Here is a 23784-nt window from a genome sequence, read left to right on the forward strand (position 1 = left end):
TGACGGCGTCGGTCAGGTCGACGGGTTCTCGATCAGGGTGACGGTGTTGCCGGCGGGGTCGGCCACCGAGGCCAGCTTCGCGTTCTTGGTCGTCTCGGTGACCTCGCCGAGCGTGATGCCGCGCCCGGCCAGGACCGCCGTTTCGTCCTCGAGATCGTCGACGGCGAAGTTCAACGCCGATCCTCCGGCGTGGTCGACGTCGCGGAAGACCTGCACCCACGCGTCATTGGTGATGTGCCAGTCCGCCAGCCCCGGCATCGGACGCGCGTCGGCGGGCCGGCCGAACAGCCGTTCGTACCAGGCGATCGACGCGTCGAAGTCGGCTACCGGGACGACGGACAGAACCTTGGCGACAGGCACGGGGATCACTCCAGACCGAGGCGGGCGCTCACGCGACATCATCTGCGCCTGGTCCTGCCCGTTCCGCCCCGACGTCACCACCCTGCCGGCGTCGCGCTCTCCTTACTTCTACTTCTCGCGCGGCCGGTCAGCGGTCGATCGAGTCACCTTGGTCGAGGTTGGCACCCGCGAGCATTCGCGATGTCGCCGCCGCCGCGCCGTGGCGTCGTTGCCCAGGACGGGAGCCAGACCGTCTCAGGGAGCCTCGGCAGGGTTCCGAGGTGGGTGATGATCGCGCGGAGTCCTGGGTGTGGATTCGTTCTGGGGAGGATGAGCGAGAGGGGGTATGCGAGCATCGGATTCACGATAGGGATGCGGCGTAGGTCGTGGTTCGTCGGCCAGATGTACCGGTCGCGTGCCCCGACGAGGGTGGCCACGTCTGCGGATTCCGCGAGGGTGTCCAAAAGTACTTCATCGCCGAAGTGCGGGCCTGCCGCGTCGATGCGTAGGTCGAAGTCGGTGGCGAGCTGGTCGTAGAACTCCGCCCATTCGCTTCGGGGCGCGATACCCGGCACCCATATCCGATGCTGGCGCAGCTGCGGTGGCGTCAGTCTTCGCGCGGCGGCGAGCGGATGTCTCGGGCCGACGAGAAGTTCCAGCGGGGAGTCGAACGCATGGATCATCTGCACGCCGCGTGGCAGCGTGGCCGGGTCGGTGACGGTACGGAACGAGGCGTCGATATCGCCTGCCTCGACGGCGGTGACCGCCACGCGTGGGTCGTTGACCCTGAGGGTCACCACGTCGAGGTTGGTTTCGGGATGCGACCGCCAATAGTCGTGCAGAACAACGGCCTGCGCGCTTCGCAGGCCGAGAACGTCGATCCGAAGGGCCCGGGAGCCCGGCCTGACCGCGGTTATGGCGCGATCGACACCCGTGACGATGCTCCGCGCGTGCGGGAGAAAAGCCTGACCGTCGAGTGTCAGTTCAACCCCTCGGGCGGTACGGGTGAACAGCCGGACTTCCAGCCCGCGCTCCAGGGCGGCGATCCGCTTGGAAACCGCCTGTTGCGTCACGCCCAGCTCGTCGGCCGCATGTTGCAACTGTCCGAGCTCGGCCGCCCGGACGAACGATCGCAATGCCTCGGTGTCCACTGGTTCATCTTAGGTGCGCACAACTGTTGGTTGTGGCTCGCCGAGGAATCGGTTGTTTGATCGCGCTCCAGCATGACTGATGTGCTTCGGGCATCCAAACCGTCGGTTGTCGCGAGGAGCCATGTGCGTGTGAGATCGGGGCCCGGCTTCGGGTGGCTGTGGTCGGCCTACGCCGTCAGCACATACGGCACGTGGATCGCTTTCGGGGCGTTCCCGCTCATCGCGGTCCGGGTGCTGCACTCGTCGGCATTCGCCGTCTCGTTCCTGGGAGCAGCCGGCCTCGCCGTCGCCGCGATCGTCGCGGTCCCGCTCGGGCCGTGGATCGAGCACCGGACCAAGCGCCCCGTGATGATCGCGACGGACCTGGTTCGGTTCCTCGCCATGGCGAGCGTTCCGATCGCGTACTTCCTCGGTCTGCTGTCCTACGGCCAACTGCTGGTCGTCTCGGTCATCTCCGGAACGGCGAGCATCGCCTTCACCGCCGCATCCGGTGCGTACCTGAAGCACCTCGTCCACTCGGACCATCTGCTCGTCGCGAACGGGAGATTCGAGGGCACGAGCTGGGTGGCGACCGCGGCCGGCCCGCCTCTCGGCGGAGCGCTCATCGGGCTGCTCGGCCCGGTCGTCACCGTCGCCGCCGACGCCTTCAGCTACCTGCTCTCCGCGCTCGGGGTCCTCCGCATCCGTGGCGGCGACGTCGCAGCGCCCCGCGACGCGGCCACCAAGGTACGCGCCACTGACCTTCTGAGCGGCTGGCGATTCATCCTGCACGACCGCGCTCTACGACGTCTGTTCCTCAACTCCGTGGCAGTCGGCGGTCTGATCATGGCCACCAGCCCGCTCCTGGCCGTCCTTCTGCTGGGCGAGTACCACTTCCCCGCCTGGCAGTACGGTCTCGCCTTCGGCATCCCGGCACTCGGCGGCTTCGCCGGCGCCCGCCTCTCCGCGCGCCTCGTCACCCGCTACGGTCGGCACCGCGTCATGATCGTCTCCGGCTGGCTGCGCTCGATCTTCCCGCTCGGACTCGCCCTGACCCGTCCCGGCATTCCCGGACTCCTCACGGTAATCGTCGTCGAGGCCCTGCTGATCACCTGCATGGGCGTCTTCAACCCCATCAACGCGACAGAACGCCTGCAACGCACTCCCGCCGGCCACGTCGCACAAGTCCTCAGCGCATGGAGCATCAGCAGCAAACTCGCCCAGGCGACCCTCATGGTGATCTGGGGCGTCCTCGCGACGCTCACCAGCCCACTCACCGCCATCACCATCTCCGGCGTCCTCCTGCTCGCCACCCCTCTCTTCCTTCCCCAGCGGATGCACATGCCCGACCCCGCGGTTGGCGCGCCAGTCGAAGCTGTCCGTTCCGTATGACTCATCGCAACGCCCGACTCACTCCAGAAGGACGCCGCTTCGCCCACACAAGCGGTGAGCCCAACCGTGAACGACTTTGATTTCGCGTTCGTATCCAGGCCTGATCGCCTGATCAGTCCTGCCCATGGTTGGGATTCTGAGGGGCGGGCGCTGGTGCGGCCCTCGGCGCGCGGACGGCCTGGAGTACCCGCTCCAGGCGTGCACGAGGGGTCTCGATCGCGGCCAGGTCCAGCGTGTCGAGATCGACGGTGCCCACCTGGGCTCGGACCAGCGCGCGGGCGTCGTTCTTGGAGAGCGTCCGTCCGTCCCGGGCGGCCGCGCGGATCACGCCCTCGCGCAGCACGTTCCCGATCCGGCCGTGGGCCCGTTCGAGCAGCCAGCGCGCGGCGACGTCTGACGCGGGCGGCCGGAGCGGACCGTCGGCGCCCACCCGGGCGTCCGCCTCGCCGTCGCCGTCGCCCGCGTCGACCAGATCCGCGTGGACGACCTCGTAGCCGCCGCTCTCGGTCCCAGTCGCCCCCCGTGGACGTCCCGCCGTGGCCGGTGGGGGGAACGTCAGGCGGTACTTCGGGGCGACCAGGCTCGCGAGAGCGGCCCGGGCGCCGGGGGTCGACACGTCGGGATGGTCGACCGGCACGACGAACCGGACCTTGCGGGCGGTCACGGCGAGCAGGGCGCGCAGCAGCAGCGGCCCGGGGTCGGCGGTGAGGTCCACGGCGACGTCCGCGTTGTCGCCGAGGTCGCGAAGGTAGTCCGAGCCGGTGAACAGCGAGCGCAGGCCGAGGCGGCGGGCGCCTGGCGATCCGGCGGCGGTGGCGTCGCCGATCACCGTCGCGGCCGGCCCGAGCTCGACCGCCGCGGTGCTCTCCACGGACTGCGTTCCGTGGGTGTAGATGCGTGTTCCGAAGCTCTCCACCGCCCGCTCGAGGACTTTCCACGTGCGGCTGGTCGGCGCGCACACGTACAGATCGCTGGCACTTCCCACGGCCTGCGCGCCGTCATAACGGTTGAATGCCGGCAGTATGGCTTCGAAGACGACGCCGAACTGCTGCATGGACTGCTGTACCTGAAAACCCAGCATCGGATGGAGCCGGCTGTGGCCGTAGGCGACGACGACGACTCCGTTTTTCCGGTCACCCAGGCCGGCGAGCGCTCGCCCGAGGAAAAGGCCGACCCCTTCGGGGGTGTACGGCGGATCGGTGAGGACGAGGTCCGCCCACTCCCGCGCGGCGGGCGGCAGGGTGAATCGCAGATCGCCGAACAGCGTGCGGATCGACAGTCCCTCGGATCGTGCCGTGGCGTCGATGTAGGCGAGGGTCCGCTCATCCAGGTCGACCACGGTGATCTCGACGCCGGGCTGCCGCCGGGCCAGCGCCACCGAGGTCAGGTCGTGGTCGCCGACGAACAGCACCCGCCGGCCGGCCAGGTCGTAGGTGCTGGTGAGCCAGGCCGCGCGGCGGGCCAGCGTCGCGGCGGTCGCCGCCACGTGGTCGAGATCCCGGCGGGGCGCCGGGGCAGCCGCGATCAGCCGGCCCAGGGCGTCGAGCTCGACGCCGCTGTCGGCGCCGCCGCCGACACGGCTTGCGGCGAGGCCGTCGGCACCGGCGCGGGCGTCGCCACTGGCGCGGGCGTCGCCGCCGGCGCGGGCGTCGGCCGGTTCCAGCTCGTCCAGAGCGAATCGGGTGCGATACCCGGCGGTCAATTCCGGCCGTATCCGGTGGCCGTGCTTGTTTTCGGTGAGATCCTCGCCAAGGCTGCGCAGAAGCTCCTCGACCACGCGCCGCGGTGTCGCGGTCCGGGCTATCAGAACCTCGATCGGCTGGCTGCCACGGGTCAACAGCGAGAGAATTTCGCGCAGTGGACGGGATCGCACACCGTAGCCGTCGACATAGGCGGCGGCGTTGTCCATCGAAGGGTTTTCCGTCGGGACTTCTCCCGATGGGACACCGTCCGTCGAGGAATTTTCGCCGATCATGTCGATATTCATATCATCGGGGGAGCAGCCGTGGTCGGGTCGGTCCCGGAGGTGCCGTGGAAGCCGACCGGGCGGCCGACGCCGGGGCGGCGGCCAGACCCGACGGAGCAGCGAGGCCCGATGGGCCGGACGGACCGGACGGGCTCGACGGCCCCGACTGACTCCGGCCGGGCCGGGGTTTCCCGGGTGGTCGTCGTCGGTGGCGGCTTCGCCGGGGTGAGCCTGCTGCGCCGGCTGGAATCCGCGCTTCCCGCCGGCCGCGCGGAGCTTGCCGTGGTCTCACCCGTGGACCATCTGCTCTACACCTCGCTGGTGCCGCAGGTCTGCGCCAGCACGGTGGAGCCCCGCCACCTGGCCGTGGCGCTGCGTGCCGTCCTGCGTCGCACGTTGCTGCGGCTCGGTGACGTCGTCGCCGCCGACCTGTCCGCGCACACGGTCACCGTGCGCTCCGCGGACGCCACCACCCGGACCGTCGGCTGGGACAGGTTGGTCCTCGCGCCCGGCTCGGTCACCCGCACCCTGGACGTGCCCGGCCTCGACGAGCACGCCCTCGGGCTGAAGAACCTCGACGAGGCCGTGGCGCTGCGCGACCACGTCCTGCGCCGGCTGGAGCTGGCCGACGCCGCCGACGACCCGCGCCGCCGGGCGGCGCTGTGTACGTTCGTCGTGGTCGGCGGCGGTTACACCGGGACGGAGCTCGCCGCGCAGATGGTCGGGTTCACCCGGCACGCCGCGGCGGCCTACCAGCGGCTGCGGCCGTCCGACGTCCGCTGGCTGCTGGTGGATCACGCGCCGCGGGTGCTGCACGAGCTCGCGCCGGCGCTGGGGCATCGCGCCGCGCGGGTGCTCGCCGGGCGTGGGGTCGAGGTCCATCTGGGCACGTCGGTGGTGGAGATCGGGGCCGAGGCGGTCACGCTCGCGGCTGGCGGGCCGACGGTCCGCACCCGCACGGGCGTGCCGACCCACACGGTCGTCTGGTGCGCCGGCGTGAGCCCCAGCCCGCTCGTCGCCGCGCTCGGGCTGCCCACCGCGCACGGCCGGCTGATCGTGGACGAGTTCTTCCGCGTGCCCACCGCGGACGGGGTGTTCGCGCTCGGGGACGCCGCCGCCGTCCCCGACGTGACACGGGGGGGAGCGCCGGCCGGGCAGACCGCGCAGCACGCGATCCGCCAGGGCCGGACGGCGGCCCGCAACGTGGCCGCCTCGCTCGGGTATGGCTCGCCGCGCCGGTACCGGCACCGTGACCTGGGCTTCGTGGTGGATCTCGGTGGCCGCGCCGCGGTGGCGAACCCGTTCGGCCTCACCCTGAGCGGGCCGCCGGCGGCGCTGCTGACCCGGGCCTACCACCTGGCCGCGCTCCCCGCGGGCGCGAACCGGGTCAGGGTGGCGACCGACTGGGTGCTCAACAGTGTGCTGGGCCAGGAGATCACCCATTTCGACGAGTCCGTCCCGGAGCGGGCGGAGATCGCCACGTCGGAGCACACCCGGATCTACCAGCCCACACGCTGACAGGTCGCCGGGGTGACAGCCGGCTGGAGATCCCGCGTGCGTTGCGCCGCGTCGGTGGAATACATCCCTACGATCGCGGAGGTAGGTCCAGTTCTTACCGGTGTGCCGCCGCCTGCGACGCATCGAGACGAGGAGGCGCGGGATGGCGCTCGGCGCTCGGCTGGATCGGGCGCAGCAGAGCAGGCCGAGGGTCGCGTTCCCGCTCGCGGTGATCTACAAGTTCGCGGAGGACCAGGGCGGCTACCTCGCCGCGCTGATCGCGTTCTACGGATTCCTCTCCCTGTTTCCGCTGCTCCTGCTGCTCACGACCGGCCTCGGCTTCGTCCTCGCGGGGCATCCCGACATCCAGGAGCAGGTGGTGAGCTCCGCGCTCAGCCAGTTCCCGATCATCGGTGACCAGCTCCGCAGCGACGTCCAGGCCCTGCGCGGGAGTGCCGTGGCGGTGGCGATCGGTGTGCTCGGCAGCATCTGGGGCAGCCTCGGGGTGGCCCGCGCGCTCGGGAACGCGCTGGACACGGTCTGGGCGGTGCCGCGGCGCTCGCGGCCGAACCCCTTCTTCGCCCGGGTGCGCAGCTTCGGCCTCATCGGCCTGTTCGGGCTCGGTGTCGTGCTGACGACCCTGCTGTCCGCGATCACCACCCGGGCCGGCGACCTCGGCACCGGTCTCGGTGCCGGCGCGCAGGTCCTCGCGGTGGTGCTCGGCATCGCCGGGAACACGGGCCTGATCCTGATGGCGTTCCGGCTGCTCACGGTCAAGTCGGTGACGTTCGGCCAGATCCTGCCCGGAGCCGCGATCGCCGCGCTGGGCTGGCAGCTGCTCCAGTCGGCCGGGACCTACCTCCTCCAGTACCAGCTACAGGGGCGCACGCAGGTCTACGGCCTGTTCGCCCTGGTCCTCGGCCTGATGACCTGGCTGTACCTGCTCGCCGCGGTGATCGTGTTCGCGATGGAGATCAACACCGTGCGCGCCGGACGGCTCTACCCGCGCGCGCTGCTCACCCCGTTCGTGGACGACGTCGTCCTCACCGACTCCGACCGGCGGGTCTACACCTCGTATGCCCAGGCGGAGCAGTTCAAGAGCTTCCAGCAGGTCGACGTCTCCTTCGACGACGTCTCCGTCGGTGACGCCTCGTCCGGTGACGCCTCCGTCGACCAGGATCGACCCATGGAGCTGACACACGCGATGCGCACGACGGGCACCTGCCGGCGGTTCCGGCCCGACCCGGTGCCCGACGACGTCCTCGTCGCCGCGTTCGACGCCGCCCGGTTCGGCCCGCAGGGCGGGAACCGCCAGCCGGTGCGGTTCGTGGTCGTCCGGGACCCGGAGCGCCGGCGGGTGCTCGCCAACCTCTACCTGGCCCGCTGGCAGCCCTACCTCGACGAGCGCGGGATCAGCACGCCGACCGAGGCCGACCACTTCGCGCGCACCCTGGCGGACGTCCCCGTGCTGGTCGTGGTGTGCGCGAAGCTCGCGGCGCTGCATCCCACCGACACCGAGCTGGACCGGCTGAGCATCGTCGGCGGGGCGTCGGTCTACCCGATCGTGCAGAACCTCTGCCTCGCGCTGCGCGGCGCCGGGGTGGCCACCGCGCTGACGACGCTGCTGGTCGCCGACGAACCGAAGGTCGCCGAGCTGCTCGACATACCGGACGGCTACGCGACCGCCGCGCACCTCGCGGTCGGCTATCCCGAGCGCGGTTTCCCCAGCAACCTGCGGCGCCGTCCCGTCGAGGAGCTCGTCTTCGGAGAGGCCTTCGGACGCCCGCTGGGCGAGGCTGGATGAATGGGCGAGACTGGATGAATGACGTCGCGAGAGCAGGTCGAGGTCGAGGTGACCGGAATCGTGCAGGGCGTCGGTTTCCGGCCCTTTCGTCTACGGGCTGGCGACCCGGCTCGGCCTGAGCGGCCAGGTCTCCAACGACGCTGAGGGCGTCCACATAGCGCTGGACGGCGCCGGCCCGGAGGTCGCCGCGTTCCTGACCGCGCTGCGCGAGGAGGCGCCGCCGCTCGCCCAGATCGACAGCGTGGACGTCTCCGGCGGTCCCGCGCCGCCCGGAGCCGGGCCGGCGGCGCCGGGGTTCCGGATCGCCCCCAGCGACCCGGCCCGCGGCGGGGCCGGGCCGCGGACGCGGGTCTGCGCGGACAGTGCCACCTGCGCGGACTGCCTGGCCGAGCTCGCCGACCCGGCCGACCGGCGCTACCGCCACCCGTTCATCAACTGCACCAACTGCGGCCCCCGCTTCACGATCATCCGGGACGTCCCCTACGACCGGCCGGCCACGACGATGGCCGGATTCCGGATGTGCGCGCGGTGCCGGGCGGAGTACGACGACCCGGCCGACCGCCGCTTCCACGCCCAGCCGGTGTGCTGTCCGGACTGCGGCCCCACCCTCAGCTTCCGGCCCACCGCCGCCGCGTCGCCGACGTCCGACGAGCCGCTGGAGCGAGCAGCGGGGCTGCTGCGGGGCGGCGGGATTCTCGCGGTGAAGGGGCTGGGCGGGTACCACCTGGCCGTGCTCGCCGCGGACGGGTCCGCGGTGGCGACCCTGCGCCGGCGCAAGCACCGGGACGCCAAGCCGTTCGCCGTCATGGTGCGCGACCTGGCGACCGCCGAGGAGATGTGCTGCCTCGACCCCACCGCGCGCCTCCTGCTCACCGGGCGGCGCCGGCCGATCGTCCTGGTCGAGCGCTGCCGGTGCGCCGGCCGGGTCGCCGAGGCGGTGGCGCCGGGCACCGGGACGCTCGGCGTGATGCTGCCGTACACGCCGCTGCACCACCTCCTGCTCGGCCTGCTGCCCGGCCCGATCGTGCTGACCAGCGGCAACATCTCCGACGAGCCGATCGTGTACCGCGACGAGGAGGCCCTCGCCGCGCTCAGCCCGGTCGCGGACGGTTTCCTCGCCCACGACCGGGCCATCCACACCAGGCTCGACGACTCGGTCGCCCGGTCGGTGCGCGGCCGGGAGACGCTCGTGCGCCGCTCCCGCGGCTACGCCCCGGAGCCGCTGCCGCTGCCCTGGGACATCCAGCGGCCGGTGCTGGCCTGCGGGGCCGAGCTGAAGAACACCGTGTGCCTGGCGGCGGGGCGGCGGGCGTACCTCTCCGGCCACATCGGGGACCTGGAGAACCACGAGACGCTGCGGTCGTTCGTCAGCGGGATCGACCACCTGCGCCGGCTGTTCGACATCTCGCCCGAGCGGGTAGCGCACGACCTGCACCCGGAGTACCTGTCCACGAAGTGGGCGCTGGAGCAGGACCTGCCGGTCGTCGGTGTGCAGCACCACCACGCGCACATCGCCTCCTGCCTGGCGGACAACGGCCATCCCGGGCCGGTGCTCGGTGTGGCCTTCGACGGCCTCGGCTTCGGTCCGGACGGCACCCTGTGGGGCGGGGAGTTCCTGTGGGCCGACCTGGCCGGCTTCACCCGGCTCGCACACCTCACGCCCGTCCCGATGCCCGGGGGCGTCGCCGCGATCCGGGCACCATGGCGGATGGCCGCCGCCCACCTGCTCGCCGCCGGCGTCGCCGACCCGGACCGCCTCGCGGTCGCCCGCCGCAACGCCGACCGCTGGGACGCGGTCGCCGCCCTGGCCAGGTCCGGTGCCGCCCCGTCCCCGGTGGGTGCCCCGCTGACCAGCAGCGTCGGACGGCTGTTCGACGCCGTCGCGGCTCTCGTCGGCGTCCGGGACACGATCACCTACGAAGGGCAGGCCGCGATCGAGCTGGAGCGGATCGCCGCCCCCGGCGACTACGGCCGCTACCCGGCGAGCCCCCCGCCGTCGGGTGCCGGGCTGCTGCTGCCGGGCGCCGACCTGATCCGCGGCGTCGTGGACGACCTGCGCGAACGCGTCGACCCCACGGTGATCGCCGCCCGGTTCCACAGCACGCTGGCCGGGCTCACCGTCGACATCTGCGCCGCCCTGCGCGACAGCCTCCTGGGCGGCCCGGGAGCCCCGGGCCGCCCGGGGCTCCCGGCATGCCCGGCGGGAACGGTGGCGCTTTCCGGCGGTGTCTTCGGCAACCTGCGGCTGCTCGGCGAGATCATGGACGGGCTGGTCGACCGGGGCTTCACCGTCCTGACCCACTCCCGGGTGCCCTGCAACGACGGCGGGATCAGCCTCGGCCAGGCGATGGTCGCGAACGCCCGCGGCCAGCAGCGCACCTGACTGGCAGACGGTGCGCACGGGACCGAACAAAGCTCCGCACGTCGGGACAAAAGCCCCGCACGCCGGGCCGGCCTGCTCGCTATTTGGCATCCCACTCGCCATTTCTGGGCGAATTTCGCTGGGAATTCTGTCTGAAACGGCGAGAAAGAAGTCAAACGGCGAGGAGTCGAGCACCAGAATCGGTGGGCTCCATAACTTGGCAGCATAACTGGGCAGCGAGAACACGGAGTGGGGCAGATCAGGGCGGGCCGCCGGTGGTTGGCGGGCATGATCGTGCGCGCAGCCAGCCGTACCAGTCTGCGAGCCCGGTGTCGGCGGTCGCCGACACCGGCAGCACCGGGGCGGATGGGTTGACCAGCCGCACGGACCCGGCGAACAGGTCGCCGTCGAAGGCGAGGTAGGGCAGCAGGTCGACCTTGGTGAGCAGGACCAGGTCGGCGACCCGGTACATGTGCGGGTACTTGCTGGGCTTATCCTCACCCTCGGTGACCGAGGCCAGCACGACCCGGGCCGACTCCCCGAGGTCGAAAAGCCCCGGGCAGACCAGGTTGCCGACGTTCTCGATCAGCACCACCGCCCCGGGCGGCGGGTCGAGCTCCCGCAGAGCCCGCCCGACCATCGCCGCCTCCAGATGGCAGCCGGTGCCGGTGTTCACCTGGACGGCGCGGGCGCCGGTGGCACGGATGCGCTCGGCGTCCAGCGGTGTCTCCTGGTCGCCTTCCACGACGGCACAGGTGACGGTCCCCGCCACGGCGCGGATCGTGTGTTCCAGCAGCGTCGTCTTGCCCGCGCCCGGCGAGCTCATCAGGTTGACGGCCGACACCCGCCGGGCCGCCAGCCACGCCCGGTTGTCCCGCGCCGACTCCTCGTTGCGCGCCAGCACGTCCACCTCGAGCCGCAGCGTCCGCGCCTCAGCCGCCTCCCGACTGTCATCACAACCGCAGGTCCCGCACATCAGCCCACCTCCGCTCCCTCAGCCCCTCCCGCCCGTCCCTCCCCACCCGGCCGTTCGGCTCGGCCCGTCCGCTGGTCCCGCTCAGCCCTCCCGTTCGGCTTGGCTCGTCCGCTGGTCCCGCCGACCGTCAGCGCACCTCGACGGCGGTGATCCGGACCTCCTCACCGCCGGTCAGCTCGATCTCATGGCTTCCGCAGCCACACGGCGTGAGCAGGTCCGGCAGGTCGACGTCGGCCCCGCACCGGCGGCAGCGGCCCCGCCCCGGCGGCTCTGCGATGTCGAGCCGGGCGCCGTCGAGCGACGTCCCGGCGGCGACCAGGTCGAAGCAGAAGCGCAGCGGCGAGGTCATCACCCCGGACAACCGCCCGATCTCGAGCGCCACCCGGGTCACCTGGACGTCCGCCGGGACCCGCCGGGCGACCATGTCGACCAGCTCGACGGTGACCGAGAGCTCGTGCACCGCGCCAGCCCGGTCAGCAGATCCGCGGCAGCGGGTCGCCGACCAGCAGGTCGACGATGCGGGTCCCGCCGAACGCGGTGTTGAGCAGCACCATGCCCGGCGGGTCGTCGGCGATCCGCCCGATCACCGCCGTGTCCGCGCCCAGCGGGTGCGAGCGCAGCGCGGCCAGCGCCGCCTCGGCCACCTCGGGGGCGACGATCACCACCATCCTGCCCTCGCAGGCGACGTACAGCGGGTCGAGGCCGAGCAGCTCGCAGGCCCCGCGCACGGTGGGCCGCACCGGCACCGCGTCCTCGTCGACGATCACTCCGACCCCGGCGGCGGTCGCCACCTCGTTGAGGATCGTCGCCACCCCGCCGCGGGTCGCGTCGCGCATGGCCCGCACCCCCGGACCGTCCGCCGGCGCCCCGACCGCTTCCAGCAGCCGGGACGTCAGCTCGGCCAGCGGGGCGGTGTCGGAGGAGAGGTCCGCGCTGATGTCGAGCTCGCCGCGGGCCAGCAGCACCGTGATCCCGTGGTCGCCGATCGGCCCGGTGACCAGGACGGCGTCGCCCGGCCGGGCCCGCGCGGCGCCCAGGCGGATGTCCGCGGGGACGAGCCCGATGCCGGTGGTCGTGACGTAGCAGCCATCGGCCCGCCCGCGCTGGACGACCTTCGTGTCCCCGGTGACGATCGACACCCCCGCGTCGGTCGCCGCGCGGGCCATCGAGGCCACGATCCGGCGCAGGTCGTCGACGGCCATCCCCTCCTCGAGGATGACCGCGCAGGCCAGGTGCAGCGGGCGTGCCCCGGCGACCGCGAGGTCGTTGACCGTGCCGTTCACGGCGAGATCACCGATGTCACCGCCGGGGAAGAACAGCGGGGTGACGACGAACGAGTCGGTCGTCAGCGCCAGGCGCGTCCCGTCCACGGTGAACACCGCCGCGTCCTCGAGCGGTTCCAGCAGCGGGTTGCGCAGCCCCTCCAGGAACACGGCGTCGATGAGGGTCGCGGTGGCCTTGCCGCCCGCGCCGTGCGCCGAGGTGATGTGGGTGTCGCGCAGCTTCGGTCGGCGTCGCCGCGCGGCCTCGACCCGGTCCAGGACGCCGCTCTCGCTCCGGCCGGCGGCCACCTTCGCCGCGGTCATGCTCGGCTCATCTCCTTCGCGGGCTCGGTGGCGCGGTGCCGGGCGCGGCCGAAGTTGTAGTAGGCGGCGCAGGCGCCCTCGGGGGAGACCATGCAGGCACCGATCGGCGTCTCCGGGGTGCAGCCGGTGCCGAAGACCTTGCACTCCCACGGCTTGATGACCCCGGTCAGCACCTCGCCGCACTGGCAGGCCTTCGGGTCCTCGACCCGGGCACCCGGCGGCGCGAAGATCCGCTCGGCGTCGAAGGCGGCGTACCGCTCCCGCACCCGCATCGCCGACCACGGGATGCGGCCCAGCCCGCGCCACTCGAAGTCCGGCCGCGGCTCCAGCACCTCGTCGATCACGGCGAGCGCGACCGGGTTCCCCTCGGCCGCCACCACCCGGGTGTACTGGTTCTCCACCTCGCAGCGCCTGTCCCGCAGCTGCCGCAGCAGCTTGTGGATGGACTGCAGGATGTCCAGCGGCTCGAACCCGGAGACCACCAGCGGCCGGCCGTAGTCGCGGGGGATGAAGTCGTACGGCCGGCAGCCGATCACCGTCGAGACGTGCCCGGGGCCGACGAACCCGTCGATCCGCACGTCGGGGGAGTCCAGGATCGCCCGCAGCGCCGGAACGATCGTGATGTGGTTACAGAAGATCGAGAAGTTCGTCAGTCCCTCGGCCGCCGCCCGCCGCACCGTCAGCGCTGTGGACGGCGTCGTCGTCTCGAAGCCGATCGCCATGAACACGACCTGCCGGTCCGGGTTCGCCCGCGCGATCTTCAGCGAGTCCAGCGGCGAGTAGACCATCCGGATGTCGGTGCCCTCGGCGTTGGCGTCGAAGAACGAGCCGTGGCTGCCCGGCACCCGCATCATGTCGCCGAACGAGGTCATGATGACGCCGTCCTGGCGGGCGATGTGCATGGCGTCGTCGACCCGTCCCATCGGGATGACGCACACCGGGCAGCCCGGGCCGTGCACCAACGAGACCGCCGGTGGCAGGTGGTCCTCCAGGCCGTGCTTGTAGATCGTGTGCGTGTGCCCGCCGCACACCTCCATGAACGCGTACGTCCGGCCCGGCTCACAGAGCTCGGCTATCCGGGCGGACAGCGCCCGCGCGGTGCCCGCGTCCCGGTACTCGTCGACGAAGCGCATCTCCTCCGCCTCTCCGTGGTCGATCGCCGCTCCGCGTGGCCTGTCGCCCGCGCTAGTCGATGGACGAGGCGCGCAGCGCGGCCAGTTCGTCGTCGTAGGCACGCCCGATGCCGGTGAGGAAGTCCAGCGCCGCCCGCGCCTCGGCCTCGTCGATCAGGGACAGCGCGAACCCGACGTGGATGAGGACCCAGTCCCCTGGGCGCGGCGGGTGCTCGTCGAGCAACCCGATGTTGATCGCCCGCCGCACCCCGCTGACGTCCACCGTCGCGATGTCCGGGCGGTCTGGCCGGATCTCCACGACCTCACCCGGAATACCGAGACACACGCCGATCACATCCTGCTGAACTCGAGGTATCGGCGCAGATCGGGGGCGATGACGACAGTGGCTGCGCCGGCTCCGACCGCGACCGCGGCGAGCACCATCCAGTGCGACATGATCATTCCTCCCGTTGGGTCTCGATCCGCCTGACTGTGATCCCGGGCGCGCCGTCGATCTCGGACTGGCCGGAGATGACCGACCGGACGAGGCGCGCCGCCGGCTCGACGGCGGCCGCCACCGGCGGCGAGAGCCCGACCTGGTGATCCACCGAGGCCGGCTCGCAGCCGACCAGCAGCACCCGGTCGAGATGCCCGCCGAGCGTGTCGACCAGGTCGAGGACGACGTCCGGGCGCATCCCGTGCGCGTCGACCTCGGACGGCGCCCGCACGTCGGTCAGGTCCACGAGGGACACCGTGCCTGGTTCGTACCCGCGTCCGAGCGCGTCGACGAGCACCACCGTCGAATAACCGCCGGAGCACAGGTCGAAGGCCAGGTGCAGCCCGCTGGTCCCGTAGTCGGCGATGGTCACCCGCGGCGGCGGGCCGGTGCGCCGCAGGTGGCGGGCGACCTGCACGCCGAAGCCGTCGTCGCCGAGCAGTATGTTGCCGACGCCGGCCACCAGCGTGCTCACTGGTTCACTGTCCAACTCATTGCCGCTCCAGCTCGTCAGGGGTGAGGTACAGGAAGCGACCGAATTCCCGGCGCAGGTCAGCGCCGGGGTCGTCGTCCAGGGTCACCGCCACATGGGTCCGGCCGTCCACGTCGTGCAGGACGGCGGCGACGGTGGCGGCGCGGCCGTCGATGAACATGTCCTGCGCGTCGCTGCCGGTCGCGGCCCCGCTCGCCAGACCGGTCAGCGGGCCGGTCAGCATCCGTCCGGGCCGGGGTCGCAGCCGCACCGCGCTGCCCACCGCCGGCTCCGCGCCCGGTGTCGCGTCTGATGCCGGGCCCGGAGCCGGCGGTGGGATGACCCGGCCGCGGCCGTGCAGCTTCTCGGCCATCGCCGGGGCGAGCTCCGCGACGGACGCGAGCAGCTCGGCGGCCCGCGGATCGCCCGTGCGCGCCGCCAGCTTCTCCGCGTCGGTGAGCGTGGACGTCCGCAGGGCCAGCATCTCGTCGATCTCGGTGGCGTCGCAGAACGCGGCCGGGCTCTCCGCCGCGATCTCGGGATGGTCGGGCAGGGTGATCGGCGCGGCAAGCACCGTGTCCGAGCGGCCCGGGCGGCCCGGGCGGCCGAGGAGCGCCGGCCACAGCCGCTCGTTGACGCAGGCCCGCGAGGCGTCCGCCGCCCACTCCGGCGGGTCGGCCAGTGAGAGGAAACAACCGCCGTACGCCCGGGCCACCACCTGGACGGCGACGAACGCCCGGCCCAGCGCCGCGTCCCGGTCGGCGGGCGGCTGGCCGGGCGGGACGGAGACGTTGCGGACGGTGGCGTGGATCCGGTACCCGCCGTAGGGGCCGGGCAGCGCCTGCGCGCCGAGCAGCAGTTCGCCGCGTCCCGGTTCCGGCCCGCCGAGCACCAGGCCCCGCCGGACGGGCTCGCCCGCCAGCTCGCCGACCCGCACCGAGAGCGCCCCCGCCGCGTCGCCGCGGGCGCCGCCGCCCTCCCACAGCCACCGGGCACCGATCCGGAGCGTCGTGCCCGGGCCGCCGTCCAGGAGGAACTCGGTGCGGGCGGCGGAGTGCTCGCCGGTGCCCGCCGCGGCGAACGCCGGCGGCATCAGCACGCCGAACTGCCAGTGGTGGCGGTTCTTCAGCGCGTCCTCCCGGTACGGGTAGAGGAGGTATCCCTCGTAAAGGACGGTGTCGGAGACCGCCCGCGCCGCGTCGTCGAGGAAGCCGACCGGGTCGGCCCGGGCGGGGGCGCCGTCGCCGTCATGAGTGCTCATGGTGTCGCTCCGGACAGCAGGGAGGTGATCGCGGCGTCCGCGGTCGGGATGGCGCGCTCCAGGCGGTACCGCGCGAGCGCGTCGACGGTGCGCCGGTCCAGCCGCAGCCACGCCTCGCCGGGGAAGTACATGTCGATCAGCTCCCGCCAGGTCGCGACCGGCAGCCGGTAGCCGGCCTCCAGATGCCAGGGCACCTGCTCGACCCGCAGGCCGTTCGGGCCGATCCCGAACACCGTCCCGCTGAACATCAGCCGCAGCGGGATCACCCCGTCGCGCAGCGAGCCGAAGTACCGCCCGGACGCGACCTCGAGGTCGTAGCCGCAGGGCACGGCGAGCTCGGTCTCGGTGGAGCCGGCGAAGCCCGGCACCACCGTGGAGACCGTGGCGAACTGGATCGGGTGCGGCGGGCCCGGGCCCGTCCCGAACAGGTGGGTGAGCGCGCGGGACTCGGCGGGGTCGTAGCGCCGGGCGCCCGGGTCGATGCGGATCTGGCAGCGCAGCGCCAGCGCGTGCAGCCGCTCGCCGCCGCGTTCGGCGATGCGCAGCCGGAAAAGCAGCGTCGGGGCCGCCGCGTAACGCTGCGGCGAGACGTCGAGGCAGTCGAAGCCCAGGTCAGCCATCGCGGGCCCCCACCCTGCCGTCAGGCGAACCCGCCCCGCTGTCAGGCGAACCCGCCCTGCGGCGGGCGTCGGCGAGGAAGGCGGCGAGCCGCTGCCGGGCCTGCGAGCCGCCGTCGAAGCCACGCCAGTGCAGCCGGAGCTCGCCGACCAGCCGGTAGCAGGCGTCGATCGGCAGCAGGTAGCCGCTCTGGCCGTCCCGGGTGGTGTGCACGAGCAGGCCCTCGACCTCGGGGGTGAGCTGCCAGCCCACCGCCGCGGCCAGGTCGGCATCGAAGCCGCTGGCCGTCGTGCTGGCCGGCAGCTCGCAGTGCGTCGCGCCTCCCGGGCTCGGGTAGAACGCGCCCACCGCCCCGTCGTGGATCACGAAGAAGGCCAGCCCGACGGGGATGCCCGCCGCCGCGAGCAGCTCGGCCCCGGCGGGGAAGGCCGCCGCGAACAGGTACCTCGTCGGCACCGCCCGGTAGCGGCCGCCGCCGGCGCCGGCCCGGGTGAACAGCAGCCGGCAGCCGGGACACGAACAGAGGATGGAGCGGGTGTCCAGGTCGGTGATGTGCCCGTGCTCCTCGGCGATCCGCTCGCCGCAGAGCTCGCAGCGCGCGGCGCCGGGGCCGGTGCCGGGCGCGAGGTAGCGGCGCAGCGTCGCGGTCACGAGGTGCCCACCCCGACCACGGGGAGCAGGGCCCGCCCCGCGGCGAGGTCGCCCGGCGCGGCGGCCCCGGCCCCCTCGACCAGCACGGTCACCTCGGGGGCGGCCGTCTCGACGGCGTCCTCGACCGCGGCGACCACCGTCGGGCCGGGCGGCCGGCCCGACGAGCGGACGGTGACGACCGGATCTTCCTCCGTGCCGGTGATCTCGAAGCGGAGGGTGTGTGCCCCGGGGAGCTCCCCGAGCCGCGCGAAGGCCTCCTCGACCCGGCGCCGGGTGCTCACCGGGTGCAGGCCGTGCATGGCCAGCAGCGCCCCGAGGTGGGGCTCCGCCGCGAAGGCCCGCACGTTCTCCGCGCCCGCGATCGCCGTGAGCTGGGCCAGGCCCGCCCCGTAGAACTCCATCAGTGCTCGGACGATCTCCTCGGCCAGCACCCTGGTCCGGCTGTCGCCCAGCTGCTCCAGCCGGGTGAGCAGGTCGTCCACCCGGGCCGCCGCCGCGCGCGGGTCGACCGAGTTCCGCGGGCCGGCCGAGTCGCGCTCGGCCGGGGCCCGTGGGCCGGCCGCGCCCCGCGGGTCCGTGCTCGCGACCGCCGTCCCCACTGCCATCGTGATCACCCGGCGGGGGTGAAGGTGTGCGGGGTGTGGACGACGTCCAGCGTGCGCCCGGCGCCGGTGTGCATGTGCACCCCGCAGGGCAGGCACGGGTCGAAGCTGCGGACAGTGCGCATGATGTCTATCCCCTTGAACGACTCCGGCGGGTTCTGCTCGAAGATCGGGGTGTTCTGCACCGCGTCCTCGTACGGGCCGGGCGTGCCGAACACGTCGCGCACGCTGGCGTTCCACGGCGTCGGCGGGTACGGGTGGTAGTTCGCGATCCGGCCGTCCCGGATGATCATGTGGTGCGACAGCACCCCGCGGACGGCCTCGGTGAACCCGCAGCTCACGGCCTCGTCGGGGACGTCGAAGGACTCCCATGTCTTCGAGTGGCCCGCCCGGACCTCGGCCAGCGCCTGCTCGGCGAAGTACAGCGCGCAGGCCGCCGCGTACGCCTGGAAGTAGGTGCGGGCGCGGTTGCGCTCCAGGGTGTTGCTCCAGCGGGGGATCGTCCACTCGTAGGTCCGCTCGCCGACCGTCGCCGACCTCGGCAGCGTGATCCGCACGCTGTGCCCGGTCGCGCGGACGTGGCCGATGTCGACCAGCCCGGACAGCGCCGTGCTCCACAGCCGGGCGATCGGGCCGCCGCCGGTGTCGAGAGGCAGGTGGTCGATGCCGTCGAACCAGCGCGGCGACATCACCCACGAGTACTTGTCGTCGAAGTCGCGCCGGCTCGGGTGGGGGATGGTGGTCTGGTTCCACGGGTGCCGCCGGTCGACCGGGTTCCCCAGCGGGTCGTGGGTGACGAACAGCGGCTGGTCGTCCCAGTCGTCGTAGTACGAACTGCCCAGCAGGACGCGGATGCCGAGGTTGATGTCGACGAGGTTGTTCGTGACCAGGTTGCCGTCGACGACCACCCCCGGGGTGACGAACATGCTCCGGCCCCAGTCGGCCATGTTCCGGTAGGTGAAGTCGCACCGCTCCGGCTCGTTGAACGCCCCCCAGCAGCCGAGCAGGATCCGCCGCCGGCCGACCTCCTCGTAGCCGGGCAGCGCCTTGTAGAAGAAGTCGAAGAGATCGTCGTGCATCGGGACGACGCGCTTGAGGAACTCGATGTAGCGCATCAGCCGGGTGAGGTAGTCCGTGAACAGCTGGACGGAGGCCACCGTGCCCACGCCACCCGGGTAGAGCGTGGATGGATGGACGTGCCGCCCCTCCATCAGGCAGAACATCTCGCGGGTGAGCCGGCTCATCCCCAGCGCCTCGCGGTAGAACTCGCCCTCGATCGGGTTGAGGGCGTGCATGATGTCGCCGATGGTCCGGTACCCGTGCTCGTCGGCGTGCGGCGACTCGGTGGCCCAGGCCAGCTCGAGTACCTCAGGATTGGTCTCGCCGACCATCTTCTCGCAGTAGTCGACCCCCACCAGGTTCTCCTGGTAGATGCAGTGATCGAACATGTACTCGGCGGCCTCGCCCAGATTGATGATCCATTCGGCGAGCGGCGGCGGCTTCACGCCGTACGCCATGTTCTGCGCGTATACCGAGCAGGTGGCGTGGTTGTCACCGCAGATGCCGCAGATCCGGCTGGTGATGAAATGGGCGTCGCGGGGGTCCTTGTCCTTCATGAAGATGCTGTAGCCGCGGAAGATGGACGACGTGCTGTGGCACTCGACCACCCTGCGCGCCGGCCAGTCGATCTTCGTGTAGATGCCGAGGCTCCCGACGATGCGGGTGATCGGGTCCCACGACATCTCCAGCAGGTGGGCGTCCCGGGCATCGGTTGCCGTGTGCGCCGAGGTGGTCGTCATGTCAGCACCTTCTCCCGCGCGCGATCGTCGTCCTGGCCTGCGTGGACGTCCCGGCGCCGCCAGTGCGGTTCGACGTCCGCCTTACGCATCGTGATGGCGCGCAGTCTGCGGATGACCGCGCCGTACAGGCCGCTCGCGGTGGTCGAGACGTGGGCGCCGGGCGGCTCGTCCATGAACGGCATGAAACGGTCCGGGAAGCCCGGCATCGTGCATGCGATGCAGATCCCGCCGACGTTCGGGCAGCCGCCCACCCCGTTGATCCAGCCGCGCTTGGGGACGTTGCACTTCACCACCGGGCCCCAGCAGCCGATCTTCACCAGGCACTGCGGGGTGCCGTACTCCGTGGTGAACTGACCTTCCTCGTAGTACCCGGCCCGGTCGCAGCCCTGGTGCACGGTGGCGCCGAACAGCCAACGCGGGCGGAGCTGGTCGTCAAGGGGGATCATCGGCGCCTGCCCGCTCGCCTGGTAGAGCAGGTAGGTGATCGTCTCCGACAGGTTGTCCGGCTGGACGGGGCAGCCCGGAACGCACACGATGGGGATCTGCGCCTTGGACTTCCAGTCCCAGCCGAGATAGTCGGGCACCCCCATCGCCCCGGTCGGATTCCCGGCCATCGCGTGGATGCCGCCGTAGGTGGCGCACGTTCCCGCGGCGAGGATCGCCAGTGCCTTCGGTGCAAGCCGGTCGAGCCAGGTGCTGGTCGTCACCGGCTGGCGGGTCACCGGGTCGTTCCCGAAACCGCTCCAGTAGCCGCCGTTCGTGATCAGGTCCTCGTTCGGAATGGACCCCTCGACGACCAGGACGAACGGATCGAGCTCGCCGTGGTCGGCCCTGCGGAACCAGTCGATGAAGGTGTCGGCGCCCTGCTCCGGCCCGGACTCGAAATCGATGAGCGGCCAGTGGACGCTCACCTTCGGCAGACCCGGCAGGGTGCCCAGAACGATGTCCTCGATGCTGGGCTGGGTGGCTGCGGTGAGCGCGACCGAGTCCCCGTCGCAGCTGAGTCCGGCGTTGATCCAGAGAATATGGATCGGATCCTCGACTGTGGACACGGTTCTCCCACCCCTTCCGGTCGTTCACCGGTCATTCACACGACGGCGATCGCCTCCCCGGCGTGCACCAGGACGGTGTCGCCGGCCTGCGCCTGCACAAGCGCGATGCTGATCTCCTCGACGCCCGCCGACGCCCGCGCCAGGGCCAGCCCGCCCTCCTCCAGGCGGACGATCTCCATCTCGATCACGCCGTCGGAACAGGTCACGCAGGAGCCCGTCGTCGCGGCGGCCGGGTGGCCGGCGGCCAGATCGGTCAGCTCGCCGGCAGGGTGGCAGGGCGGGGCGCTCGGACCAGATACCTCAGCAGGGTCCTTGCAGCGCGTGTTCATGAGCTAACGGTACGTCTGTGGTGTGGGCGGCACCACCGGGCGCCGCGGGGCGCCTCGCCGGCACCCGGCCGCCTCGTCCGGGCGGCGGGCCATACCCTCGAGGCATGGTCTTCGCCCGGTTGCGTGATCTTGTCGCCGGCGGTGGCGTCGCGGTGCTCACCGGAGCGGGGATGTCGACCGACTCGGGAATCCCTGACTATCGGGGGCCGAACGGCTCGCTGCGCCGGCACACGCCGATGACCTACCAGCAGTTCAACCGGGACCAGGCGGCCCGGCGCCGGTACTGGGCGCGCAGCCACCTCGGCTGGCGCCACGTCGCCGGGGCGCGCCCCAACACCGGGCACCGCGCTCTGGCGGAACTGGAGGCCGCGGGCCTGCTCGACGGCGTCATCACCCAGAATGTCGACGGGCTACACCGGGCCGCCGGGTCGCTCCGGGTCATCGACCTGCACGGCGAGCTCGCCCGGGTCCGCTGCCGGGCCTGCGGGGCGCTCAGTGCGCGGGCCGAGCTCGACCGCCGCCTGCGCGCGGTGAACCCGGGCTTCGCCACCGGGGTGGCCGCCGCGTCGCCGCTCGGCGCCGAGGTCAACCCGGACGGCGACGTCACCCTCCCCGACGAGGCGATCGACGGTTTCGTCGTAGTGGGGTGCGCCGGCTGCGGGGGCGACCTGGAGCCCGACGTGGTCTTCTTCGGCGCCACGGTGCCGCCGGCGCGGCTGGCGTCCGCGGTCGCGCTGGTCGAGAACGCCCGCGGGCTGCTCGTGCTCGGTTCGTCGCTGGCCGTCATGTCGGGCTACCGGTTCGTACTGCGGGCGGGAGAGCTCGGCATCCCGGTCGGGATCGTGAACCAGGGCCCGACCCGCGGCGACGCGCGGGCGGAGTTCACCGTCGACTCGCCACTGGGCGCCGTCCTGCCCCGCCTCGCCGCCGAGCTGCTCGGCGCGGCCGCCTGATGGCCACTGATGCGGATCACCCCGTCGGGGATCGCGCGGAGCTGACCCTGCGCGCCGCCGGGCCGGGCGACGTCGCCGCGCTTGTCGAGCTGATCGAGTCCGCGTACCGGGGCGAGCACAGCCGGGTTGGCTGGACCACCGAGGCCGACCTGCTGGGCGGCCAGCGCACCGACCCGGAGATGCTTGCCGCCGCGCTCGCCGAGCCCGACATCCGGATGCTCCTCGCGCTCGGCCCGGCCGGGGAGCCGGTCGGCTGCTGCCAGCTCCAGCGGCGCCCGGACGGCGCCTACTTCGGCATGTTCGCCGTCCAGCCGGACATCCAGGGGCGGGGGATCGGGGACCGTCTGCTCACCGCCGCGGAGGCACTCGCCCGCGACGAGTGGGCGGCGGCCCGGATGGAGCTGTACGTCATCTCGCTGCGCGCCGAGCTGATCGCCTGGTACGAGCGGCGCGGCTACCGGCGTACGGACCGCCACGAGCCCTTCCCCTACGGGGACACCCGGTTCGGCGTGCCGCTGCGCGACGACCTGGTCTTCGCCGTCCTGGAGAAGGACCTCGGCCACCGGGTCGACGTCGGCGGCCTCGCGCTGCACGTCGAGACCTGGACGGGCCAGGCGCATTCATCCACCCCGCTGCTGCTCCTGCACGGCATCGGTGGGAGCACCAGGGACTGGGCCGGGGTGTCCCGCGAGCTCGCCGGCGCCGTGTCGAGCCGGGTCGTGGCCTACGACCACCGCGGCCACGGAACCAGCGGGCGGGCGGCCCGCCCGGAGTACACCTTCGACCACCTCGTCCGCGATCTCGAGACCGTCGTCGCGACGCTGGAGCTGGCGCCGCTGCACCTGCTGGGGCATTCGATGGGCGGGGTGATCGCGCTCCGGTACGCGCTGGCCCACCCCGAGGCCGTCCGGTCGCTGATCCTGATGGACACCGCCGCGGCGCCGGCAGCGGGTGATCATCTGCTGTCCCGGCTGGGCATGGGCGCGCTCATGGAGGGCATCGCCGCCGCGACCGCGCTGCTGGGGCATGGGGACCACGCCGACCCCGCCGCCCTCGCCGCCTTCGGCCACGAGCTCAACGCCTACCCCTCGATGATCGACCGGCTGGGCGAGATCCGCTGCCCCACGACGGTCATCGTCGGCGAGCGGGACGTCCTGCTGCGCGGTGCCGCGCGGGATCTGGCCGGCGCCATCGAGGGTGCCCGGCTCGCGGTGATCGCCGGTGCCGATCACAACCCGCAGGCCAGTCACCCGCAGGCCTGGCTCAGCGCGGTGGAGCGGCACGCCGCCTTCTGAGAACCGCGGCCATTCATTTTCCGGCCCGGTGGCGGTGGCCGCGGTTGGCAGTGTCCACGGTCACGGGTTCTTCGCACGCCAGAATTTAGGAC

At 72.4% G+C, this 23784-nt stretch carries 24 protein-coding genes; 7 read left to right on the forward strand and 17 right to left on the reverse strand.

What is annotated here, in order from left to right; translation table 11 throughout:
- Positions 1–12: 12 nt before the first annotated feature.
- Together E0504_RS35825 and E0504_RS35830 are read right to left on the reverse strand one after the other, a co-directional pair.
- Positions 13–360 (reverse strand): VOC family protein, encoded by a 348-nt coding sequence (locus E0504_RS35825; protein WP_200835525.1) that lies wholly within the window; start codon positions 358–360, stop codon positions 13–15.
- A 143-nt stretch (positions 361–503) separates the two neighbouring features.
- Complete coding sequence (locus E0504_RS35830) at positions 504–1490, reverse strand: LysR family transcriptional regulator (RefSeq protein ID WP_112109424.1); 987 nt, start codon at positions 1488–1490, stop codon at positions 504–506.
- A gap of 123 nt (positions 1491–1613) precedes the next feature.
- Between E0504_RS35830 and E0504_RS35835 the strand changes: the two genes are divergently transcribed.
- Entirely contained in the window at positions 1614–2861 is a 1248-nt protein-coding gene (locus tag E0504_RS35835) for an MFS transporter (protein WP_112109423.1), read from the forward strand.
- Positions 2862–2973: 112 nt separating this feature from the next.
- On the opposite strand, the gene E0504_RS35840 is transcribed toward E0504_RS35835, so the two are convergent.
- Positions 2974–4770, reverse strand: coding sequence for a bis-aminopropyl spermidine synthase family protein (locus tag E0504_RS35840; RefSeq protein ID WP_243657772.1), 1797 nt, complete (start codon positions 4768–4770; stop codon positions 2974–2976).
- Positions 4771–4866: 96 nt separating this feature from the next.
- Between E0504_RS35840 and E0504_RS35845 the strand changes: the two genes are divergently transcribed.
- The 4 genes from E0504_RS35845 to hypF all read left to right on the forward strand — a co-directional run bounded on the left by E0504_RS35845 (position 4867) and on the right by hypF (position 10511).
- Positions 4867–6345, forward strand: coding sequence for an NAD(P)/FAD-dependent oxidoreductase (locus E0504_RS35845; RefSeq protein WP_373693972.1), 1479 nt, complete (start codon positions 4867–4869; stop codon positions 6343–6345).
- 142 nt (positions 6346–6487) lie between these two features.
- Positions 6488–8128 (forward strand): YhjD/YihY/BrkB family envelope integrity protein, encoded by a 1641-nt coding sequence (locus E0504_RS35850; RefSeq protein WP_112109421.1) that lies wholly within the window; start codon positions 6488–6490, stop codon positions 8126–8128.
- A gap of 18 nt (positions 8129–8146) precedes the next feature.
- A complete protein-coding gene (locus tag E0504_RS53635; protein ID WP_112109420.1) occupies positions 8147–8272 on the forward strand; it encodes an acylphosphatase in 126 nt (41 codons plus the stop codon).
- The gene (gene hypF, locus E0504_RS35860; protein ID WP_131626713.1) at positions 8244–10511 is read left to right on the forward strand and encodes a carbamoyltransferase HypF; all 2268 of its coding nucleotides are present in this window, start codon (positions 8244–8246) and stop codon (positions 10509–10511) included. Before E0504_RS53635 ends, hypF begins: the two co-directional genes overlap by 29 nt.
- 238 nt (positions 10512–10749) lie before the next feature.
- Here the strand turns inward: hypF and hypB are convergent, their stop codons facing one another.
- The 14 genes from hypB to E0504_RS35925 all read right to left on the reverse strand — a co-directional run bounded on the left by hypB (position 10750) and on the right by E0504_RS35925 (position 21444).
- Positions 10750–11466: a hydrogenase nickel incorporation protein HypB gene (gene hypB / locus E0504_RS35865; RefSeq protein ID WP_071064457.1), complete on the reverse strand. Its 717-nt coding sequence runs from the start codon at positions 11464–11466 to the stop codon at positions 10750–10752.
- A 127-nt stretch (positions 11467–11593) separates the two neighbouring features.
- The gene (locus E0504_RS35870) at positions 11594–11926 is read right to left on the reverse strand and encodes a hydrogenase maturation nickel metallochaperone HypA (RefSeq protein ID WP_071064455.1); all 333 of its coding nucleotides are present in this window, start codon (positions 11924–11926) and stop codon (positions 11594–11596) included.
- Positions 11927–11939: 13 nt separating this feature from the next.
- Positions 11940–13052 carry a hydrogenase expression/formation protein HypE gene (gene hypE, locus E0504_RS35875; RefSeq protein WP_131626714.1) on the reverse strand — a complete coding sequence of 371 codons (1113 nt, stop codon included), beginning with the start codon at positions 13050–13052 and terminating at the stop codon, positions 11940–11942.
- Entirely contained in the window at positions 13049–14185 is a 1137-nt protein-coding gene (hypD, locus tag E0504_RS35880) for a hydrogenase formation protein HypD (protein WP_131626715.1), read from the reverse strand. The genes hypE and hypD overlap by 4 nt, the downstream gene beginning before the upstream one ends.
- 52 nt (positions 14186–14237) lie before the next feature.
- Positions 14238–14510 (reverse strand): HypC/HybG/HupF family hydrogenase formation chaperone, encoded by a 273-nt coding sequence (locus E0504_RS35885; RefSeq protein WP_020460081.1) that lies wholly within the window; start codon positions 14508–14510, stop codon positions 14238–14240.
- Between the two features lie 5 nt (positions 14511–14515).
- The gene (locus E0504_RS54505) at positions 14516–14620 is read right to left on the reverse strand and encodes a hypothetical protein (RefSeq protein WP_373693973.1); all 105 of its coding nucleotides are present in this window, start codon (positions 14618–14620) and stop codon (positions 14516–14518) included.
- Between the two features lie 2 nt (positions 14621–14622).
- A complete protein-coding gene (locus tag E0504_RS35890) occupies positions 14623–15135 on the reverse strand; it encodes a hydrogenase maturation protease (RefSeq protein ID WP_071064449.1) in 513 nt (170 codons plus the stop codon).
- 16 nt (positions 15136–15151) lie between these two features.
- A complete protein-coding gene (locus tag E0504_RS35895; RefSeq protein ID WP_131626716.1) occupies positions 15152–16393 on the reverse strand; it encodes a hypothetical protein in 1242 nt (413 codons plus the stop codon).
- Positions 16390–17013 carry a DUF6084 family protein gene (locus E0504_RS35900; protein WP_112108309.1) on the reverse strand — a complete coding sequence of 208 codons (624 nt, stop codon included), beginning with the start codon at positions 17011–17013 and terminating at the stop codon, positions 16390–16392. The genes E0504_RS35895 and E0504_RS35900 overlap by 4 nt, the downstream gene beginning before the upstream one ends.
- Positions 17006–17662 carry a DUF5947 family protein gene (locus E0504_RS35905; protein ID WP_071064442.1) on the reverse strand — a complete coding sequence of 219 codons (657 nt, stop codon included), beginning with the start codon at positions 17660–17662 and terminating at the stop codon, positions 17006–17008. Before E0504_RS35905 ends, E0504_RS35900 begins: the two co-directional genes overlap by 8 nt.
- Positions 17659–18267, reverse strand: a complete 609-nt coding sequence (locus tag E0504_RS35910; protein WP_112108338.1) for a hypothetical protein — start codon at positions 18265–18267, stop codon at positions 17659–17661. Before E0504_RS35910 ends, E0504_RS35905 begins: the two co-directional genes overlap by 4 nt.
- Before the next feature lie 5 nt (positions 18268–18272).
- Positions 18273–20063: a nickel-dependent hydrogenase large subunit gene (locus E0504_RS35915; protein ID WP_112108310.1), complete on the reverse strand. Its 1791-nt coding sequence runs from the start codon at positions 20061–20063 to the stop codon at positions 18273–18275.
- Positions 20060–21115 carry a hydrogenase expression protein HypE gene (locus E0504_RS35920; RefSeq protein ID WP_112108311.1) on the reverse strand — a complete coding sequence of 352 codons (1056 nt, stop codon included), beginning with the start codon at positions 21113–21115 and terminating at the stop codon, positions 20060–20062. The genes E0504_RS35915 and E0504_RS35920 overlap by 4 nt, the downstream gene beginning before the upstream one ends.
- A 35-nt stretch (positions 21116–21150) precedes the next feature.
- Positions 21151–21444, reverse strand: coding sequence for a HypC/HybG/HupF family hydrogenase formation chaperone (locus E0504_RS35925; protein ID WP_071064436.1), 294 nt, complete (start codon positions 21442–21444; stop codon positions 21151–21153).
- A gap of 104 nt (positions 21445–21548) precedes the next feature.
- On the opposite strand from E0504_RS35925, the gene E0504_RS35930 reads away from it, so the two are divergent.
- Together E0504_RS35930 and E0504_RS35935 are read left to right on the forward strand one after the other, a co-directional pair.
- On the forward strand, positions 21549–22397 hold the full coding sequence (locus E0504_RS35930; RefSeq protein ID WP_112108312.1) for a Sir2 family NAD-dependent protein deacetylase: 849 nt from the start codon (positions 21549–21551) through the stop codon (positions 22395–22397).
- On the forward strand, positions 22397–23692 hold the full coding sequence (locus E0504_RS35935) for an alpha/beta fold hydrolase (RefSeq protein WP_112108313.1): 1296 nt from the start codon (positions 22397–22399) through the stop codon (positions 23690–23692). The genes E0504_RS35930 and E0504_RS35935 overlap by 1 nt, the downstream gene beginning before the upstream one ends.
- Positions 23693–23784: the final 92 nt, after the last annotated feature.

It is taken from the genome of Parafrankia sp. BMG5.11 (assembly GCF_004337455.1).

Coding starts and splice junctions, on each gene's coding strand:
- E0504_RS35840 (WP_243657772.1), bottom strand. CDS start 4,770: ATGGACAACGCCGCCGCCTATGTCGACGGCTACGGTGTGCGATCCCGT.
- E0504_RS35850 (WP_112109421.1), top strand. CDS start 6,488: ATGGCGCTCGGCGCTCGGCTGGATCGGGCGCAGCAGAGCAGGCCGAGG.
- E0504_RS53635 (WP_112109420.1), top strand. CDS start 8,147: ATGACGTCGCGAGAGCAGGTCGAGGTCGAGGTGACCGGAATCGTGCAG.
- hypB (WP_071064457.1), bottom strand. CDS start 11,466: ATGTGCGGGACCTGCGGTTGTGATGACAGTCGGGAGGCGGCTGAGGCG.
- hypE (WP_131626714.1), bottom strand. CDS start 13,052: ATGACCGCGGCGAAGGTGGCCGCCGGCCGGAGCGAGAGCGGCGTCCTG.
- hypD (WP_131626715.1), bottom strand. CDS start 14,185: ATGCGCTTCGTCGACGAGTACCGGGACGCGGGCACCGCGCGGGCGCTG.
- E0504_RS54505 (WP_373693973.1), bottom strand. CDS start 14,620: ATGTCGCACTGGATGGTGCTCGCCGCGGTCGCGGTCGGAGCCGGCGCA.
- E0504_RS35895 (WP_131626716.1), bottom strand. CDS start 16,393: ATGAGCACTCATGACGGCGACGGCGCCCCCGCCCGGGCCGACCCGGTC.
- E0504_RS35900 (WP_112108309.1), bottom strand. CDS start 17,013: ATGGCTGACCTGGGCTTCGACTGCCTCGACGTCTCGCCGCAGCGTTAC.
- E0504_RS35910 (WP_112108338.1), bottom strand. CDS start 18,267: ATGGCAGTGGGGACGGCGGTCGCGAGCACGGACCCGCGGGGCGCGGCC.
- E0504_RS35915 (WP_112108310.1), bottom strand. CDS start 20,063: ATGACGACCACCTCGGCGCACACGGCAACCGATGCCCGGGACGCCCAC.
- E0504_RS35925 (WP_071064436.1), bottom strand. CDS start 21,444: ATGAACACGCGCTGCAAGGACCCTGCTGAGGTATCTGGTCCGAGCGCC.
- E0504_RS35930 (WP_112108312.1), top strand. CDS start 21,549: ATGGTCTTCGCCCGGTTGCGTGATCTTGTCGCCGGCGGTGGCGTCGCG.
- E0504_RS35935 (WP_112108313.1), top strand. CDS start 22,397: ATGGCCACTGATGCGGATCACCCCGTCGGGGATCGCGCGGAGCTGACC.